This is a genomic window from Dietzia sp. NCCP-2495 (assembly GCF_026011735.1).
Lineage (GTDB): Bacteria > Actinomycetota > Actinomycetes > Mycobacteriales > Mycobacteriaceae > Dietzia.
Genome location: NZ_BRVN01000029.1, coordinates 12,416 through 29,381 on the forward strand (window position 1 = coordinate 12,416; position 16,966 = coordinate 29,381).

Here is a 16,966-nt window from a genome sequence, read left to right on the forward strand (position 1 = left end):
ACCTCACCCGTCCCACCACGGCCCACCCGTCGGTGCACCTCACCCCCACCCCAGCCGGTGAGAACCGCCACTCACCGGGCCTGGATGTAACGATTCGGGCACAATCGGCAATACAGTAGACGACGAAGTCGCCACCCGCGGGACCACCACACATCCAGCCCCACACACATGGCCCCGCACCGCCGGACCGGCGACTGACACAGCACCACCCTCGGAGGCACCATGCGTATCCGACACGCGGCCAGCACCCTGGTCGCCCTCGGCGCCGCCTCCGCGTGTGCACTCGGCGCGTCCATGGTCGTCCAGGACCACGAACAGGACCTGCGCGACTCCGAACTCCGCTCCTCCGCGTGGTCCGTCCAGGCGTCCACCGACTTCGGTACCACCTGGACCGCACCCATCAATTCCTCCGGTGGGCACTTCCCCGTCCGAGTGGACACCGCCGCCCTGCGCGACAAGCCCGCCTACCAGCCCCTTACTCTGCGCACGAGCATCGACTCGACGTCCGATGCACTGGTCGAGATCGGCGAGGGCGTCCTTGTCGACGGCAATCCCGCGACCGCCGCGGACGTGAAGATCCGCGCCGTCGCCGCCACGAGCGGAGCCTGCGCCGAGCCCACATTCACGCCCGGCACTCCCGGAGTGACATCCGGCATCCTCCAGGGTGACCCGACCGTTCCGGCACCGATCGATGCCGCGACCGTCGACGAGCCGCTGGTCCTGCCGGCAGGCACCCAGACCACCGCCGGAGCCCCGATGAGTGTCTGCCTGGAACTGAGCCTCGCCGTCGACTCCCCGGCACCGGATTCGGTGCTGACGCTCGCGTGGCCGCTCGAGATCACGCGCTCGGACACCTCGGCCGACGCCGAGTCCTAGCCAGCAGCACTCAACCAGCAGCGCCCGCGGCGGCGACCTCCCGATACAGCTGCGCGTACGCGGCCATCACCGACTGCGCGGCAGCGGCCTCGGTGCGCGGCGGGACGGGCTTCGGCTGATCGAGCACCGCACTCACGCTCCGCGCCACGGCGACCGGATCCATCGGGTTGTAGGCCTGGCCGCCGAACAGCGCCGGGTCGTGTCCGGAGAACCATTGCTCGGCCAGGAACCCCGCGTCCGGGAACACCGCGGCCACGCCCAGATCCCGGCACAACTCCAGCCAGGTGGAATGCGAGGCGAAGCGGTACGGCAGCACGCATGCGTCCAGCGCGGCGAGCTCGGGGAGCAGCGGCCCCAAGTCGAGCGCCTCGTAGGTGACCAGCCGCACGGACTGCCAGTCGCCCTCGGCGGCCAGCTCGGAGACGAGCGGGTCGCCGTCGGTGCCCGGTTCCTCCCCCACGGCCTCCTGCCACGAGCGGGACTCGACGAGGATCCGCAGCTCCGCGTCCTGCCGACCAGTCGGGACGGGGGCGAGCTTGTCGAGCAGTTCCGGGCCCTCGATGTTCTCGCCCATCCGCTCCAGGAGGACTCCCACAACCGGCCCATGCCCTTCGCCACGCTGCTGCCCGTCGCCGCGCAGATGCTTGGCAGCCCGGACGGCGGTGGAGATCTCTGACTCGGCCAGCAACCGCGGATGGGGCACCACGGCGGCGGCCACGTCCCAGCGCTCCAACATCCGCAGCGCGCCCACCTCGGTGAGGGTGACCACGCGGGCGGCAGCGGTGACCAGCGCACCGACGCGGTCGAGGAGCTGCGGGTCCTCGAGGTCGCTGGGATGGTGGATGTCGTGGACGGTCAACAACACCGGCACCCCGCTGGAGGCCAGTGAGGCCATGGCCCGCTCGACCGCGCTGACCGACAAGTAGTCGTGCCCCAGGTGCACGTGCGCCACGTCGACGTCGCTGATCGGCCCCGAATCACGCAGGATGTCGCCGGGAGCGGCGTCCACGGCGTCAAATGCGGTGAGCCGACCGACCCCCGGATGCGCAGCCGGCAACGTCGCCACCCGGATCCGGGGATCGAGCCCACTCACGTTGATCAGCCCAGACCGCGCTTGAGGTCGTCGATCAGATCGCCCACGTGCTCCAGGCCCACCGAGAGGCGGATCGCGTTGTCCCCGATCCCCACCTCCGCGCGGGCCTCGGGCTCCATCGACGCGTGCGTGGTGGTGGCGGGGTGGGTGATGAGGGTCTTGGCATCACCCAGGTTGTTGGAGATATCGATGACCTCCAGCGCGTTCTGCAGGTCGAAGCAGCGCTGCTTGCCGCCGTCGGTCACGCCCTCGGTCGACAGGCCGAAGGTCACCACCGAGCCGCCGCCGGACATCTGCGCGCGCGCGAGCTCATGCTGCGGGTGCGAGGGCAGCATGGAGTAGTTGACCCACTCCACGGCGTCGTGCGACTCGAGGAACTCCGCGATGGCCAGCGCGTTGGCGGACATCCGCTCCAGCCGCAGCCCCATGGTCTCCAGCCCCTTGAGCAACACCCACGCGTTGAACGCGTTCATCCCGAACCCGGCGTGCCGCATGAGGTGCTTGACCGGGCCGGAGATGAACTCCTCGGTGCCCAGCACGGCGCCGCCGAGCACGCGGCCCTGACCGTCGATGTGCTTGGTGGTGGAGTACACCACCACGTCGGCGCCCAGCTCGAGCGGCTTCTGGTGCATGCACGTGGCAAAGACGTTGTCCACCACGACCTGGGCTCCCGCGGCGTGCGCGAGTTCGCACACGGCGCGCACGTCGACGAGCTCCTGCATGGGGTTGGAGGGGGTCTCGAAGAACACCGCGTCGGTGGGCTCGCTCAGCGCCTCTCGCCAGGCGTCGAGGTCCGTGCCGTCGACGAACACGGTCTCCACGCCCCAGCGGGGCAGGATATCGTCGCAGATCACGAAACACGAGCCGAACAGCGCCCGCGAGGCCACCAGGCGCGAGCCCTTGCCACACAGCGCGGCCAGGGCCACGAACACCGCGGACATGCCCGAGGACGTCGCGAAGCAGTCCTCCGCGCCCTCGATCTGCCGCAGCCGCTCCTCGAACATCGCGACCGTCGGGTTGCCGTACCGCGAGTACACGAAACGCTCGGTGGTGCCGTTGAACGACGCCTCCGCCTCCTCGGCCGAGGAGTACACGTAACCCGAGTTGAGGAACATCGGCTCCGCGGTCTCTTCGAAACCGGTGCGCATCTGCCCGGCCCGCACGCCCAGGGTGTCGGGGTGGAGTCCGTCGGGGAGCTCGTTGTTCTTCATCCGCTGCTTTCTCTCGTCGCAGTAATACTGTGTGGTCGTCAGTGCTGTGTCGCCGTCGGTGCTGTGCCGTGGTCGCTAGTGCTGTGCCGTTGTCGTCGTCGTCCCGGTCGCCGCCCCGGCACCCCGCGCCGACGGTCAGGTCTGGCGCCAGGCCAGGCCCGCCACCTTCCAGCCGTTGAGCGTGCCGCGGTGACCGTGCGCGTCTGGGTCGCCCTCGAAGCCCTCGGCCACGTTGTAGGCGGTGCGGTACCCGGCGGCGGTGGCCACCTGCGCGGCAGCCGCCGACCTACCACCGGAGCGGCACAGGAACAGCACCGGCGCGTCCGGGTCGACCCCGGCCTCGGCGAGGTGCTCCACGAACCGCGGGTTGGGCTCGCCCGCGGAGGTCACCCACTCGATCCCGATCGCCCGCCGTCCCAGTTCGGACAGGTCAGCCGCACCGACCCACTGCCACTCGGCGCTGGTGCGCACGTCGACCAGCGTGGCGTCCGGGTTCGAGGCGAGCAGGTCCCAGGCCTGGTGGGGTGCGAGGTCCCCGGCGTAGTCGCTCATGGTCATTGATTATGCTCCTCCCCCGACAATTCGGTCTGGTCGAGGTACCCGGCGTCCGGATCTGTGCGACGATCCGGGTATGACGCACCCCTCAGGTTCTCCGTTCCGAGTGGCCGTGATCGGGTCCGGGCCGGCCGGTGTCTACGCCAGCGAGGCACTGCTGGAGTGGAGCGATTCCCACGACGAGTCCGGGCGCGGCGTGGTCGTGGATCTGATCGACCGCCTGCCCGTGCCGTACGGCCTCCTCCGTCACGGTGTGGCGCCCGATCACCCCCGTATCAAGGGGATCGCCCGGACGCTCGAGGGCATCGCGCAGGACCCGCGGATCCGTTTCCTGGGCAACGTGGAATTCGGGACCGATCTGACCCTCGCCGATGTGCGACGGCTGTACCACGCCGTGGTGTTCGCCACCGGCGCGCTCACCGACCGCACCATGGGGATCCCGGGCGAGGACCTGGCGGGATCGTTCGGCGCGGCCGAGTTCGTGACCTGGTACGACGGCCACCCCGACGTGGACCCCGACTTCCCCCTCACCGCCCGCCGTGCCGCCGTGGTGGGGGTGGGCAACGTGGCGCTCGACGTGGCGCGCATGCTGGTGCGCACCCCGGAGCAGTTGGAGGCGACAGATATCCCCGAGCACGTGCGCGAGGGCTTCGCCGGGAACACCGCGCAGATAGTGTCGGTGGTGGGTCGGCGCGGGCCGGTGTACGCCAAGTTCACGCCCCTGGAACTGCGGGAGATGGCCAAGATCGAGGGGGTCACCGTGGTGGTGGACCCCGACGACCTGGACTACGACGACGACAACACAGACACTCCCGCGCAGTCCGCCGGTTCCCGCGCCGCTCGCGAGTTGCGTGAGTCCGATCGCCGCGTCGGCCAGGTCTGTGCGCAGTTGGAGAAGTGGGCCGGAGCCCAGCGCGATGCCGGTCTCGCGACCGCCGACGAGGCAGAGGCCGCCGCACTGGCCGCCGGCGACAAGGTCGTGCGATTCCGCTTCAACCGGGCGCCGGTCGAGATCGTCGGCGGAGGCGAGGCCGGGGCCGGCGGCAGATCAGACAGCGAGACGGACGGCGGTGCAGGCGAGGCCGGTGCAGACGCCCGGGTAACCGCGCTTCGACTCGAGATCACCGAGCCCACCGCCGACGGCGGGGTCCGCGGCACCGGCCGCACCGAGGACCTGCCGGTCGACGCCGTGTTCCGTGCCGTGGGCTACCGGTCGTCTTCGCTCGAGGGCGTGCCGTTCGCCGACCGGACCGCAACGATTCCCCACGACGAGGGCCGCGTGCTGGACTCTCCCGGGGGCGACCCGATCCCTGGCCTGTTCACCGCTGGCTGGGTCAAGCGCGGACCGACCGGTGTGATCGGCACCAACCGCTCGTGCGCCGTGGAGACCGTCGGTCATCTGACGGAGGATCTCGCCGCGGGCACACTGCCCGATCCCGCCGACGGCGACCCGCAAGCCGTGCGCGAGCTGCTCCTCGAGCGCGGTGTCGAGGTGGTGGACGGTCCGGCGTGGTTGGCCATCGACGAGCACGAGAAGGGCCTCGGCGAGGCAGCCGGCCGCGAGCGCACGAAGCTGCCGAACCGCGCGGCGATGATAGACGTCGCCGGCGGTCTCAGTCGGTGTCAGCAATGATCCGGCCGATCTCCTCGAGCGACACCGTGCCGCGGTCGAAGTAGCGGGAGTGTGCCTCGCCGATCGAGCCGGGGCCGGCATCCGGCTCGGTCACATCCACCGCGATGCCGCCGAAACCGTCGGTTCCCGGCCGCTCGCCGAGCACTCCGATGATCGAATACCACGGCACCGGATCCCAGCGGCTCGCCACTCCCACCACCTCGTCGGGGTCCGCGCGGCGCGCCGCGCCAGCGTCGTCCACCCACTGCTCGTCGAGCGAACTAGCCGCCGCGCCGGGACTTCCGACGTGAATCATCCGGTCCGCTGCCAGTCCGGCCGGATCCGACGCCGCTGCTCCGAGCGTCGCCGATCCGTAGCTGTAGCCCACCACGGCATGCGGAGCATCATGACCGTCCATCGACTCGACCGCGTCCACGCCGGCGGCGAAGGTCCGCAGGTCGTCAGCGTGTGCACTCGCAGGGGCCACTGACCAGCCGGCCTCGGGGATCGTGTCCGGCGCGTCGTAGCCCTGCCACGCCACGGCTACGCACGCGTCGACCGGAGTGGTCGGTTCGGCCGCCTCGGCCGGCGCGCCCGATTCGCCCGATTCGCCCGCCGCGGCCGCCTCACACATCGCATCCGCACGAGCGCCGGTCCGCTCGAGTGTCCGCAGCGATGACCCCGTTCCGGGCACCAGCGTCACAACACGATCCGCCGAATCGGGATTCCCGCTCGCGACCACAGCCCGGCCATCAGGGTGAACGCTGAGCAGGTGCCGATCGGGATCGGCGTCCAGGTAGGTAAACAGTGCGGCCAGGCCCGTCCGAGCATCGACTCCCTCAGTGTCCCCGGACTGTGGATCGGGACCGAGCCCAGGTGCATCGAGGAGCCGGCGCAGACGAGTCCGGTTGATCGCATCACGTGTCGCCGAGGACAGTCCCGCCACCGATCCCAGGTCCGGGTGGTCTCGGGCGAGACGCTCCCGGTCGACGGGGCCCAGCGAGTGCCACAGGGTGGCGGTCCTCCGCGGGTCGTCGCCGGTGCTTGCTGCAAGATCGAGACACGGTCTGGTGTCGGGGTCTGCGGCGCCGGCCAGCGCATCCGCTGCCTCGCGCAGTCGCAGGGTCAGCGCGTGGTCCGCGTCGGTGAGTGCTGCGAGGTCGCCTGAGCCGGGCCGGGCGGTGTCGTCGTCGGCCCAGGAGACCACGGCCCGCGCCAGTCCTGCCCCTTCCACGCGCAGGACATCGGACAGGAACAGGCACGCACCGGCGATCATCCGGGATTCGGCCGCCGCGTCCGTTGCCGCGAGGCGCGCCCGGGCACCGGTCCTGCCTGCCCACCCGCCGTCGGTCGGGTGGGCAGAAAGCGTCCGGGAGGCACTGTCCAGATCGTCGGCCACCTCAGTGAGTCCGCGACCGACCACCGCCGCGCGTGCCTCCGCGTGATCGATCGCGATGGCCAGCGCATCAGCTTGCAGCGCCGGTGACACGACCCGCCACCTCCCGATCAACGGCACCGAGGTAGCCGGCGGAGCCCACCATGTCCTCGGCTATCCGGTCGATCTCGGCGGCCAGGTCGCGTGCGCGGCGGGCCAACAACGCCGCGCACTCCGCCAGTGCGGGTCCACTGAGCAGAGGTGCGGGTCCGACACCAGCCCACCCCGACGCCGCGGCCGAGGCGTCCTCGAGCGCGCGGACAAGCTCGACTGCTTCCGCCGACGCCGTACCGCCTGCCTCACGAACCCGACCGGCGGCGGTCGCCACCACCGCCTGGGCGACCGACACGATCGATGAGTGATCCTCCATGAGCCCTGCTCCCCTCCCGACCCAGATGCGAGCCGCTCCGTCCCTCATTCGGGTCCGATCGGAGAATCACGCTAGGAGACGGCCGTGCCTGAAAAGCCCGTCGAAAAGGGGGCTGTGGAACCGAGCGACGACCATCCACAGCCGTCGGCCCGACGACACACCGGCGACTACATACACAGAGGTCAGGGCCGCAAAAGGACCCCGACAGTCGACGCGGACTAATATCGGGGAAGCTCCGATCAGCCGAGATCGGGCTGCTCGGCGTAGCGGCTGCCCATCATCCGCGCGATCACCACGCCGATCGCGGCAAACATCAGCACCAGCGGCACCGCGATGTAGGCCACCGGCAGGGCACCGTCACCGGAAACCGCCGTCTGAGTGATACCCACGTCGGCTGCGATGAGCACGAACAACGTCGCAGCGGCGATGAGCCACATGTCTTCCCGCAGCAACCGCTCGAACCGCCGGAGCCGCGGACCGGTCGCCACCCACCAGTCGCGGTTAGGCACGTTGATCGACTGCGGCCACCTGAGCGCGAGAAGCGACATGAGCGGCATCGGGTAGACCACGACCAACGGCATCAGTACCGAGAAGGCCACCGCACCGCCCTTGCTCGACCATCCGTCGGGCTCCCCGCCCGCGCCGAAGTGCGTCGCCACCCGGTCGGGCAACACCGCGACCTGCCAGGCCAGCACCGCCAGCCAGATGATCGTCAGACCCGCGATCAGCACGAGAATCCACCGCGCGGTCGGCTCGCGGGGCAGACCGCGGGCGTCCTCGGCGGGCGAACTCGGCGTCGTCGTCGTCATCTACTCCACCACGGTGACGTGCGCGGCGGCGGTCCTGGCACGCTCCCGCGCGGTCTCAACATCCTCCGCGGTGGACACGGCCACGCCCATGCGGCGGTACCGACCGGCCGACGGCTTCCCGAACAGTCGGAGGTCGGTCTCGGGCACCGCCAGCGCGGCGGCCACCCCACGGAACCCCACGCCCTCCGCACCGTCCTCTACACCTGTACCGCCGTAGATGACCGCGGACGCACCCGGACTGGACAGGGTCGTGACTACCGGCAGCCCCAGCACCGCACGGGCGTGCATCTCGAACTCACTGAGCACCTGACTCCCCAGCGTCACCAGACCCGTGTCGTGCGGCCGGGGGCTGACCTCGGAGAAGTACACATCGACGCCCTTGACGAAGAGCTCCACGCCAAACACACCGACACCCCCGAGCGCCCCAGTGATCCGCGCCGCGACCGACCGCGCCGAGTCGTACGCGTCCTGCGTCATGGCCTGCGGCTGCCACGACTCGATGTAGTCACCGCGCGACTGGAGGTGCCCGATCGGCTCGCAGAAGTCCGTGCGGATCCGGCCGGTCTCGGGATCGACGCTGCGAACGGTGAGGAGGGTGATCTCGTACTCGAAATCGACGAACGATTCCACGATCACGCGCGCGCCCGCGACGCGCGCGCCCGACTGCGCGTAGTTCCAGGCCGCCTCGAGATCATCGGGACCGTCGAGGGACGACTGTCCTTTGCCCGACGACGACATGGTGGGCTTGACCAGGCACGGATAGCCGATCGCCTCGCACGCGTCCCGGAGCTCCTCCAGCGACGAGGCGAACGCGTAGCGGCTCGTGGGCAGGCCGAGCTCCTCGGCGGCGAGACGGCGGATGCCCTCGCGGTCCATGGTCAGCTGCACGGCCCTCGCGGTGGGCACCACCCGGGCCAGCCCCTCGGCCTCGATCTCCCTCAGCGCGGCGGTGGCGATGGCCTCGATCTCCGGCAGGATCACCTGCGGACGCTCCAGCTCCACGACCCGACGGACCTCGCCGGAGTCGGTCATGTCGATCGTGTGCGAACGGTGCGCGACCTGGTGGGCCGGGGCGCCGTCATAGCGGTCCACGGCGACCACCTCCACCCCCAGGCGCTGCAGCGCGATGGTGACCTCTTTCCCCAGCTCACCGGAACCGAGCAGCATCACGCGCGTGGCGGTGGACGTACCGGGCGTGCCGAAGCGCTCCGTGGTGGGCGGGGCCAGTGGGTCATGCGCGCTGGTCATGGGCACCAGGCTAATGGATCCTGCGGCCGGTCCCACTGCAGCCGACGACCCCGGTCGGACTCCGCGCCGTGGGGTGCGGGTCCGCCGGGGTCGGGCGGTGTGACTGATCCGAGACGTCAGATCAGAGCCGGGCGATCAGTTCAGCGCCCGGTGGTCAGCTCACTCAGCGGGCTCGACCGGGGGCTCCTCCTCGTCGCCGCCGGCGAGCAAGCCGAGCGCGGTGGCGCCCATCTCGACGCTGCCGCCGGAGATCGACCCGGCGGTCACCGGTTCAACCGAGCCACCCGGGATCTTTCCGTTGATCTGATCCGCGACGACCTGGGGGTCGATGCCGAAGCTGATTCCGAGCTCACCGAGGCGATCGGTGGCGTCATCCGGAATGCAGAGAACCACTCCGGCCGCCGGCTCCTCCGGTCCGGCCGCGACCCACTCGACTGACTCTCCGGCATCTACGGCAACGGTTCCGGGAACGACACCGTCCTCGTTCAGTGCACCCAGGAGCGGGACCACGACACCGACCACGGCACCGTTGTCGACGGGATCCGGATCATTGACCGAGACGGGCTCGCCCGCGTCGTTGCCGTACAGGAGCGCCACACCTCCGGCATTCTCGATGCCCTGGATGACGGCGATCGCCCCGTAGAGGTCTGACAGGTCGAGAGCATTGGGGTCGATCCCCTGCTCGTCAATGGTGGTGTAGGGAATCGTAAAGCCGACGCAGGACTCGGCGCGTTCGGAATCGTTCGTGTAGGTCACGGTCGGTCCACCGGTGTCATTTCCCGACACCTGGACCGGTCCGTTGAGCGCCTCGGCGGCCAGGGCGAGATCCGCAGCCGTCTCATCGAGGTCGATCGCACTGCTGGACAGTGAACCTGTTGACTCCTCAGCGTCGTCCTGTGCCGAGGCGAGGCCGGCTCCGGTGAGGGTGGTTCCGGCGGCCAGGGCCACTGCCGAGACTCCTGCCAGAACACGCCTGCGAGAAAGCATGAAAACTCCTTGCTCCGAGGGGGTATCACCGCCCTCCGACTGCGGTGATAATTCCGGCGACCTGAGAGTCGCCTGACTGGAGTGTTACATGCATCACAATTTCAATGCGGGACACAGAGGGAAACTTATCGGCTAAGTAAAAGCTGACTAACATTCTTAACAACACTAACAACACTGTTCACTTCGTTCACGGTGTTGCGGTCGTGATCTGCACCGCGCCCTCTACCCGGGTCCCCCGTCCCGTAGGACGCACCAGTCACCAGTCGAGGCGATACCGTGTGCGCAGGACCACATGAAAGGGTACAACTGTGACCAGCACTTCCACCGGCCCCCTCGCCGGCATCCGCGTTGTCGAGCTCAACGGAATCGGCCCCGGCCCCCACACCTGCATGATGTTGGCCGACCTGGGCGCCGACGTTGTGACCGTGATGCGCCCGGGCGAGCTCGCCACCCAGGTCGAGGGGTGGGCGCACATCACCCGCCGCGGCCGCACGGTGGTGGAGGCAGACCTCAAGAGCGAGGAGGGCCTGGCGCAGGTTCGCGGCCTTATCGCCAAGGCCGACGTACTGGTGGAGGGCTTCCGCCCCGGGGTCACCGAGCGCATGGGACTGGGCCCGGACGAGTGCCTGGAGCTCAACCCGCGCCTGGTGTACGGCCGCATGACGGGCTGGGGTCAGCACGGTCCGCTCGCCCACACCGCCGGGCACGACCTCAACTACATCTCACTGACCGGCCATCTCAACGCCACCGCTCGCAAAGGCGAGCGCCCCGTGCCCCCGCTCAACCTCGTGGGCGATTTCGGCGGCGGGTCGATGTTCCTCATCCAGGGCATCCTCGCCGCGATCATCGAACGCGCCACCTCCGGCAAGGGCCAGGTCATCGACGCGGCCATGACTGACGGCGCCTCCGTGCTCGGCCAGTTCCAGTGGGCCATGCGCGCCCGCGGGCAGTGGTCGGACGTCGCCGGCACCAACATGCTCGACACCGGATTCCCGTTCTATGACGTCTACACGTGCGCCGACGGCAAGTTCATGGCCGTGGGATGCCTCGAGCCGCAGTTCTACGCCGAGTTCACCCGGATCCTGGGGATCGACGACGACTCCGTCCCCGGCCAGTTCGACACCGATCGCTGGGACGAACTCCGCGAGATCATCGCGGGCAAGTTCGCCGAGAAGCCCCGCGACGAGTGGGCCGAGAAGTTCTACGGCACGGACGCCTGCACCACGCCGGTCCTGAGCTACACCGAGGCGCTGGAGCACCCGCACATCGCGGCGCGTGAGACGTTCGTCGACGTGGCCGGAGATGTCGGTCCGGCGCCGGCCCCGCGGTTCTCGCGCACCCCGGCCGCCCCGGTCCCGTCCGCGCCCCCGCGTGAGGTGACCTCGATCGACCAGGTCTGGGCCTGAGCATGGGCGAGACGGGGGCCGGCTCGCGGGTAGACGGCGTGGTCCTGGCGTTGGACCCGGACTCGACCGAGCCCCCGTTTCGTCAGCTCAAAGCGCAGATCACGGAGGCGATCCGGCGCGGGACGCTGACACCCGGCACACGCATGCCGCCGGTCCGCGCCCTGGCCTCCGACGTCGGCATCGCGGCCCGGACTGCGGCCAAGGTGTACAGCGAACTCGAGGAGGCCGGGTTGCTCGAGGGTCGCGGCCGCGCTGGCACCTTCGTCACGGCGCCCGATCTCACCACCGCGGTGCTGACCCTCGCCGCCGAGGAGTTCGCCGAACGCGCCGCGGGGTCCGGCTTCTCGCTGGAGGAATCCCTGTCCGCGGTCCGCGCTGCGTTCAGTCGCCTACCGGCACCGCCCGACCACTGAGCGCCCGGTCACCGTGAGATTGCACACCGCGCGTAATGCCGTCGCCGCCGAGACCGATGTTCCCGGTATGACCATCACTCGCACCGGAACCCTCGCCGCCGCCGTGGCTCTCACCGCCGCCACCACCGTCGCCGTGGCCCCCGCCTATGCCGCCCCCACTTCGACGCAGGCTGAGACCGGCGTCGTCCAGTACGCCGACACCCCCGGCAGCTCGGCCTCGGGCTCGCTGGAGGGCGAGTTCGCGCAGGCCGGCTTGGTGCTCGTCGCGGGCCTCGCCGTGTCGGCTGCCCTGGCGATCGGTGCGGGTGTCGCCGGCGGGGCGATCGAGCTCCCGCCGATCCCGGGCCTGCCGCTCTGACGCACATCGGTTCGGACCGGCCCGAACCGGTCCGAACCGATCCAGACCGGCCCGAACCGATCCTCTAGCGTGACCCCGCCGGTCAGGATGACCGTCTCTGGTGCCTAACCGACTCTTGTGTTGCGACAGACGAGCACCTACTTGAGCGAACCGAACACGTCGATCGCGTCGATGATCCGCTCGATGATACTCGCCGGCTGCGGATCGGCATCGTCGTCGTCACCAGGGCTGTCGTCGCCAGGGCCGTCGCCATCGTCGTCAAGCACGTAGTGGGCGGTCTCGATCTCGAAGTGGTCGCCGATTGCCCCCACCAGGGTGTCACCCTCGAGTTCCACGTCCACACAAAACGCCACCGCGTGAGGCTCCGTCTCCGTCGTTGCCGGCCCCCCGACCGCCAACGTGCTGACCGGCCCGTCGGTGCCGGCCCGCGAGACGAACCAGCCCGCTTCCCCCTGCTCGGCGGAGGAGGGTAGCCAGAGCGCCTCCTCGACTGTCAGATCATCCTTGTTGACCCTGGTCAGCTGCGCCTCGATGTACTCCGCGGAACCGAGGAACACAGTGCAGATGAGATCTCGTCCTGACCGGTTGTCGTAGGAGTAGCCAAAGTATTCACCCGGGAGCGTGGAGGGGTGCATGCTCAGTGCGCTCGGACCATCGATCACTGGTGCGGGGAGTACGACTGCCTGCTCGTCGTCATCGTCGTCGCCGGGTCCCGCCTGGCTGATCTCGACCTCGGTATACGTGTCCTCGCCGGCGAACAGAGAGCAGAACGAGACGCCCACCGGGTCGAAGGAATCGTCGGTGAGGACCCCTGCGGGTTCGACATTCTCCGTGACTCCCTCAAACACGACGGTGGAACCCGGATCGACCACTCCGCCATAGGTTCCGACTTTGCCGGCGGCAGCGGCCGTGGCCAACAACTCACTGAACACCGGGTCGGGCCCATTACTATTCGCCGGATCACTCTCTATACGGGCGTAAACATCGCCGATCAGCGTGGGCTCGCCGACCAGAGCAATGCAGTACAGGCCCCGACCGGACTCGTTCCGATACTCGACCAGGGTCTCCGTGCCTCGTCCGGTCACCGTGAGCACACTGGGGCTGTCCAGAACGGCCACTCCGCCAGAGCCCGGTAAGTCGAGGTCGGACATCTCGAGCTCGAAGTAGCCTCCGACGCCCGCGCACCAGGTGGCAGCCACCGGCCAGACGTCCGAGAAGTCGTACTCGTGCTGGAAGGCAGCCGTGACCGGCCCGCTGGCCCCCTCGGGAACGGTGAACGCGCCGACGGTGTACACACCGTTACCCATCGCCTCGTCGATCATCTCCTGGGCGTAGTCGGGTAGCTCGGCGTTCGGCTCCCCGCCGGACAGGAATTCGAACATCTCGTAGGCCACTTCATACGTGGACACAACGACAAAGCAGGTCAGATCCAGCCCTGACTGGTTGTCGTACGAGACAACCAACTCGCCCACGGCGTCGATCTCGACCTCGACTGAGCTCGGCCCGTCGATGACCGGCCCGAGTGGCTCCGCAGACGCCGCACCGGCGCCGCCGACAAGTGTGGCCACCCCGAGCGCGGCCGATGCGGCCAGTGCTCCGATTCTCGTTGACGATCGCAATGGTCTCTCCAGGTCTCGTGGCCCACGGGGCTCGCATCTTCGGAGGCCGTCCGACCTCCCGGTAAGACCATGTCAGCGGGAGCGTCGGCGCCGCTGTCCCCCAAACGCGCGAATTACGTAACAGGATGATCTCTTTAGTCACCATCCGTCACCTCCGCCCCGGACGACGCGGAGGCCGTCCGGGGCGGAGTGTTATCAGGGACGGGCGAGCCGGGCCGCTGTCAACTCCCGCCCACGGTCAGCTCCCCAGCGAGCCCCCGATGTCGAGGGAGCCCAACACGTTCGACAGGAGTGATCCCTGCCCTTCTTCGGCGTGCTCGACCTCGATATACGTGGTCTCACCAATGACGCCGCCACGACCGAGCCCGTTGAAACAGGTGACGATCCCCCCTGCCTTCTGAGACTTCGGGAGGGCCACACGCAACTGCGCGGCCCATGTGGCGGTGGCGCCCTTGTCCGCGAAGTTGACCATCGTGGCGTCGTCCTCGAACAGGTCCCCGAAGTCGACCATGTCCAGAGTCATGTCGAGCATCTCCTCGACCTCTTCGTCGGTCAGCTCGGGCTGCTGTTCCTTGATCATCGCGCGGAGATAGTCCACATAACCGATGCCATCAGTTCCCGTGATGATGCCCACATGGCCCGCGCTGATCGCGGCGTCCATCTCGGCCTGGAGCTCGGGGTCCTGGAGCTCACCTTCACCGGAGATGGCCTCTTGCCAGTCGGCATCCGCCAACGCCTCGTAGTAGTCGCGAGCGAGGCCCGCGGGAAGCACTGCACCGAAGCACGCGAGGTCATGGCTGGAGCCGTTCGTATACGAGACCGCGTACTTTCCTCCGCCCTCGTCGGTGAGGGACGCTTCGCTCCGGGAATCGAAGACGGGGAGCGCGGTACTGCCGCCCTCGCCCAGGCTTCCGCCCATCTGGGCCGATGCCACTCCGGCGCCGGACAGCACGAGCACCGCGGCGCATGTAGCCGCGGACAGGGATGTGAATCGAGTAGGGGTACGCATCGGGGACTCCTCGCAGGTCGAGCCCGGCCGCTCTGACCGGTCTCCCGGAAGTCCACCAATCTCGCCGAGTCGCGGGTATCGCCTGTTCGTACGACATCTGTCGTACGTTCACATTAGATACCAGAACACCAGTCACTCGTGGCACATGCGTCCCGCATGGCCGCGGCTCGACGCCGGGCGTCACCGTCTCCGCGCGTCACCGGCTCTGGTCACCCCAGAATGTCGCGCCGCACCACGTTCTGGTCGCGCCCCGGGCCCACGCCGATGTACGAGATGTGGCAGCCGGCGAGCTCCTCGAGTCGCAGCACGTACGCCTGGGCCTCGGGCGGCAGGTCTTCGAATACGCGCGCTCCGGTGATGTCCTCTTCCCAGCCGGGCATGGTCTCGTAGATCGGCTCGGCGTGGTGAAAGTCGGTCTGCGACATGGGCATCTCGTCGTGCCGCACGCCGTCCACGTCGTAGGCCACGCAGATCGGGATCTCGCCGATCCCGGTCAGAACGTCGAGCTTGGTCAGGAAGTAGTCGGTGAACCCGTTGACGCGCGCGGCATAGCGGGCGATCACGGCGTCGTACCAGCCGCAGCGGCGGGTGCGGCCGGTGTTGACGCCCACCTCACCGCCGGTGACCTGCAGGTACTCGCCCCACTTGTCGAACAGCTCGGTGGGGAACGGGCCGGCGCCCACGCGGGTGGTGTAGGCCTTGACGATGCCCAGCGAGTGCGTGATCTTGGTGGGCCCGATTCCCGAGCCCACGCAGGCGCCGCCGGCGGTGGGGTTGGACGAGGTGACGAACGGGTAGGTGCCGTGGTCCACGTCGAGCATGGTGGCCTGCCCGCCCTCCATGAGCACGGTCTCGCCGCGCTCGAGCGCCTGGTTGAGCATGAGCGTGGTGTCGGCGACCATGGGCCACAGCCGGTCGGCGTAGGAGAGGAAGTACTCCACCATCTCCTCGACCTCGACCGCGCGACGGTTGTAGATCTTGACCAGGATCTGGTTCTTGAGGTGCAGCGCGCCCTCGATTTTCTGCCGCAGGATCGACTCGTCAAAAACGTCCTGGACGCGGATACCCACGCGCGAGACCTTGTCGGCGTAGGTGGGTCCGATGCCGCGGCCGGTGGTGCCGATGGCCTTCTTGCCGAGGAACCGTTCGGTGACCTTGTCGAGCTGCTGGTGGTACGGCGCGACGAGGTGCGCGTCGGCGGAGATGCGCAGGCGGGAGGTGTCGGCGCCGCGCGACTGGAGGCCGTCGATCTCGTCGAAGAGCGCTTCGAGGTTCACCACGACGCCGTTGCCGATCACGGGTACGGCCGTGGGCGAGAGGATGCCGGCGGGAAGGAGCTTGAGCTCGTACTTCTCGCCACCCACCACGACGGTGTGGCCGGCGTTGTTGCCGCCGTTGGGCTTGACCACGTAGTCGACGTGGCCGCCCAGGATGTCGGTGGCCTTACCCTTGCCCTCGTCGCCCCACTGGGCGCCGATCAGAACGATCGCTGGCATGGCTTACTTTCACCTCGGAAGTGTTGTGGACACGGTGCGGGACGACTCACCCGTTCCCGGGCGATTCCGCGCACACCAACACGCCAGAATAGTCCCTGTTGCCGTCAACACACTAGTCGGCGACGCCGCGCAACCTGCGGAATCGCACCGGCGTTCCGGGCAGGAGCTGGCAGATCGTGTCGGCGGACCGGGCGGTGAGCACGCCGATCACGGGGTATCCGCCGGTGACCGGGTGGTCGGGGCCGAACACCACCGGCGCCCCGTCCGCGGGGATCTGGACCGCGCCGCGCACCATCCCCTCGCTGGGAATCTCACCGCCGCGCAGCCGCCTGACCGGCCTGGCGGGGTCGATGCGCACGCCCACGCGATCGGCATGCCCGCTGATGTGCCCGGTGTCAGCGAGGATGTCCCACGCCTCGGCGGGGAAGAGGTGGTCGCGGGGGCCGGGAATGATGTCCAGGTCGACGGG

The 16,966-nt window shown here is 69.0% G+C and carries 16 protein-coding genes and 1 pseudogene; 5 read left to right on the forward strand and 12 right to left on the reverse strand.

What is annotated here, in order from left to right; all coding sequences use genetic code 11:
• Positions 1–222 precede the first annotated feature (222 nt).
• Positions 223–876, forward strand: coding sequence for a hypothetical protein (locus tag OPF83_RS15865; RefSeq protein WP_264888593.1), 654 nt, complete (start codon positions 223–225; stop codon positions 874–876).
• A gap of 10 nt (positions 877–886) precedes the next feature.
• On the opposite strand, the gene OPF83_RS15870 is transcribed toward OPF83_RS15865, so the two are convergent.
• The 3 genes from OPF83_RS15870 to OPF83_RS15880 all read right to left on the reverse strand — a co-directional run bounded on the left by OPF83_RS15870 (position 887) and on the right by OPF83_RS15880 (position 3,732).
• Positions 887–1,969, reverse strand: a complete 1,083-nt coding sequence (locus tag OPF83_RS15870; RefSeq protein WP_264888594.1) for a hypothetical protein — start codon at positions 1,967–1,969, stop codon at positions 887–889.
• A 5-nt stretch (positions 1,970–1,974) separates the two neighbouring features.
• Positions 1,975–3,180, reverse strand: coding sequence for an O-succinylhomoserine sulfhydrylase (locus OPF83_RS15875; RefSeq protein WP_264888596.1), 1,206 nt, complete (start codon positions 3,178–3,180; stop codon positions 1,975–1,977).
• A 135-nt stretch (positions 3,181–3,315) separates the two neighbouring features.
• On the reverse strand, positions 3,316–3,732 hold the full coding sequence (locus OPF83_RS15880; RefSeq protein ID WP_264888611.1) for a rhodanese-like domain-containing protein: 417 nt from the start codon (positions 3,730–3,732) through the stop codon (positions 3,316–3,318).
• A 79-nt stretch (positions 3,733–3,811) separates the two neighbouring features.
• Between OPF83_RS15880 and OPF83_RS15885 the strand changes: the two genes are divergently transcribed.
• Positions 3,812–5,368: an FAD-dependent oxidoreductase gene (locus OPF83_RS15885; protein WP_264888597.1), complete on the forward strand. Its 1,557-nt coding sequence runs from the start codon at positions 3,812–3,814 to the stop codon at positions 5,366–5,368.
• On the opposite strand, the gene OPF83_RS15890 is transcribed toward OPF83_RS15885, so the two are convergent.
• From OPF83_RS15890 to OPF83_RS15910, 5 genes are all read right to left on the reverse strand, one after another.
• Positions 5,349–6,836 (reverse strand): alpha/beta hydrolase family protein, encoded by a 1,488-nt coding sequence (locus OPF83_RS15890; protein WP_264888598.1) that lies wholly within the window; start codon positions 6,834–6,836, stop codon positions 5,349–5,351. The two genes, OPF83_RS15885 and OPF83_RS15890, sit on opposite strands and share 20 nt — an antisense overlap.
• Complete coding sequence (locus tag OPF83_RS15895; RefSeq protein ID WP_264888599.1) at positions 6,814–7,152, reverse strand: hypothetical protein; 339 nt, start codon at positions 7,150–7,152, stop codon at positions 6,814–6,816. The genes OPF83_RS15890 and OPF83_RS15895 overlap by 23 nt, the downstream gene beginning before the upstream one ends.
• A gap of 239 nt (positions 7,153–7,391) precedes the next feature.
• Positions 7,392–7,961, reverse strand: coding sequence for a DUF1648 domain-containing protein (locus OPF83_RS15900; protein WP_264888600.1), 570 nt, complete (start codon positions 7,959–7,961; stop codon positions 7,392–7,394).
• On the reverse strand, positions 7,962–9,209 hold the full coding sequence (purT, locus tag OPF83_RS15905; protein WP_264888601.1) for a formate-dependent phosphoribosylglycinamide formyltransferase: 1,248 nt from the start codon (positions 9,207–9,209) through the stop codon (positions 7,962–7,964).
• Positions 9,210–9,368: 159 nt separating this feature from the next.
• Positions 9,369–10,196 (reverse strand): hypothetical protein, encoded by an 828-nt coding sequence (locus OPF83_RS15910; protein ID WP_264888602.1) that lies wholly within the window; start codon positions 10,194–10,196, stop codon positions 9,369–9,371.
• Positions 10,197–10,504: 308 nt separating this feature from the next.
• Here OPF83_RS15910 and OPF83_RS15915 point away from each other — a divergent pair, with 308 nt between their 5' ends.
• The 3 genes from OPF83_RS15915 to OPF83_RS15925 all read left to right on the forward strand — a co-directional run bounded on the left by OPF83_RS15915 (position 10,505) and on the right by OPF83_RS15925 (position 12,373).
• Entirely contained in the window at positions 10,505–11,602 is a 1,098-nt protein-coding gene (locus OPF83_RS15915) for a CaiB/BaiF CoA-transferase family protein (RefSeq protein WP_264888603.1), read from the forward strand.
• Between the two features lie 2 nt (positions 11,603–11,604).
• Entirely contained in the window at positions 11,605–12,015 is a 411-nt protein-coding gene (locus tag OPF83_RS15920; RefSeq protein WP_264888604.1) for a GntR family transcriptional regulator, read from the forward strand.
• Between the two features lie 67 nt (positions 12,016–12,082).
• Positions 12,083–12,373: a hypothetical protein gene (locus OPF83_RS15925; protein ID WP_264888605.1), complete on the forward strand. Its 291-nt coding sequence runs from the start codon at positions 12,083–12,085 to the stop codon at positions 12,371–12,373.
• 137 nt (positions 12,374–12,510) lie between these two features.
• On the opposite strand, the gene OPF83_RS15930 is transcribed toward OPF83_RS15925, so the two are convergent.
• From OPF83_RS15930 to OPF83_RS15945, 4 genes and pseudogenes are all read right to left on the reverse strand, one after another.
• Positions 12,511–13,992 (reverse strand): hypothetical protein, encoded by a 1,482-nt coding sequence (locus tag OPF83_RS15930; RefSeq protein WP_264888606.1) that lies wholly within the window; start codon positions 13,990–13,992, stop codon positions 12,511–12,513.
• Positions 13,993–14,230: 238 nt separating this feature from the next.
• Positions 14,231–15,001: a hypothetical protein gene (locus tag OPF83_RS15935; protein ID WP_264888607.1), complete on the reverse strand. Its 771-nt coding sequence runs from the start codon at positions 14,999–15,001 to the stop codon at positions 14,231–14,233.
• Between the two features lie 209 nt (positions 15,002–15,210).
• Complete coding sequence (locus OPF83_RS15940; protein WP_264888608.1) at positions 15,211–16,497, reverse strand: adenylosuccinate synthase; 1,287 nt, start codon at positions 16,495–16,497, stop codon at positions 15,211–15,213.
• A 112-nt stretch (positions 16,498–16,609) separates the two neighbouring features.
• Positions 16,610–16,966: pseudogene (locus tag OPF83_RS15945) on the reverse strand (biotin-dependent carboxyltransferase family protein); the annotation flags it as partial.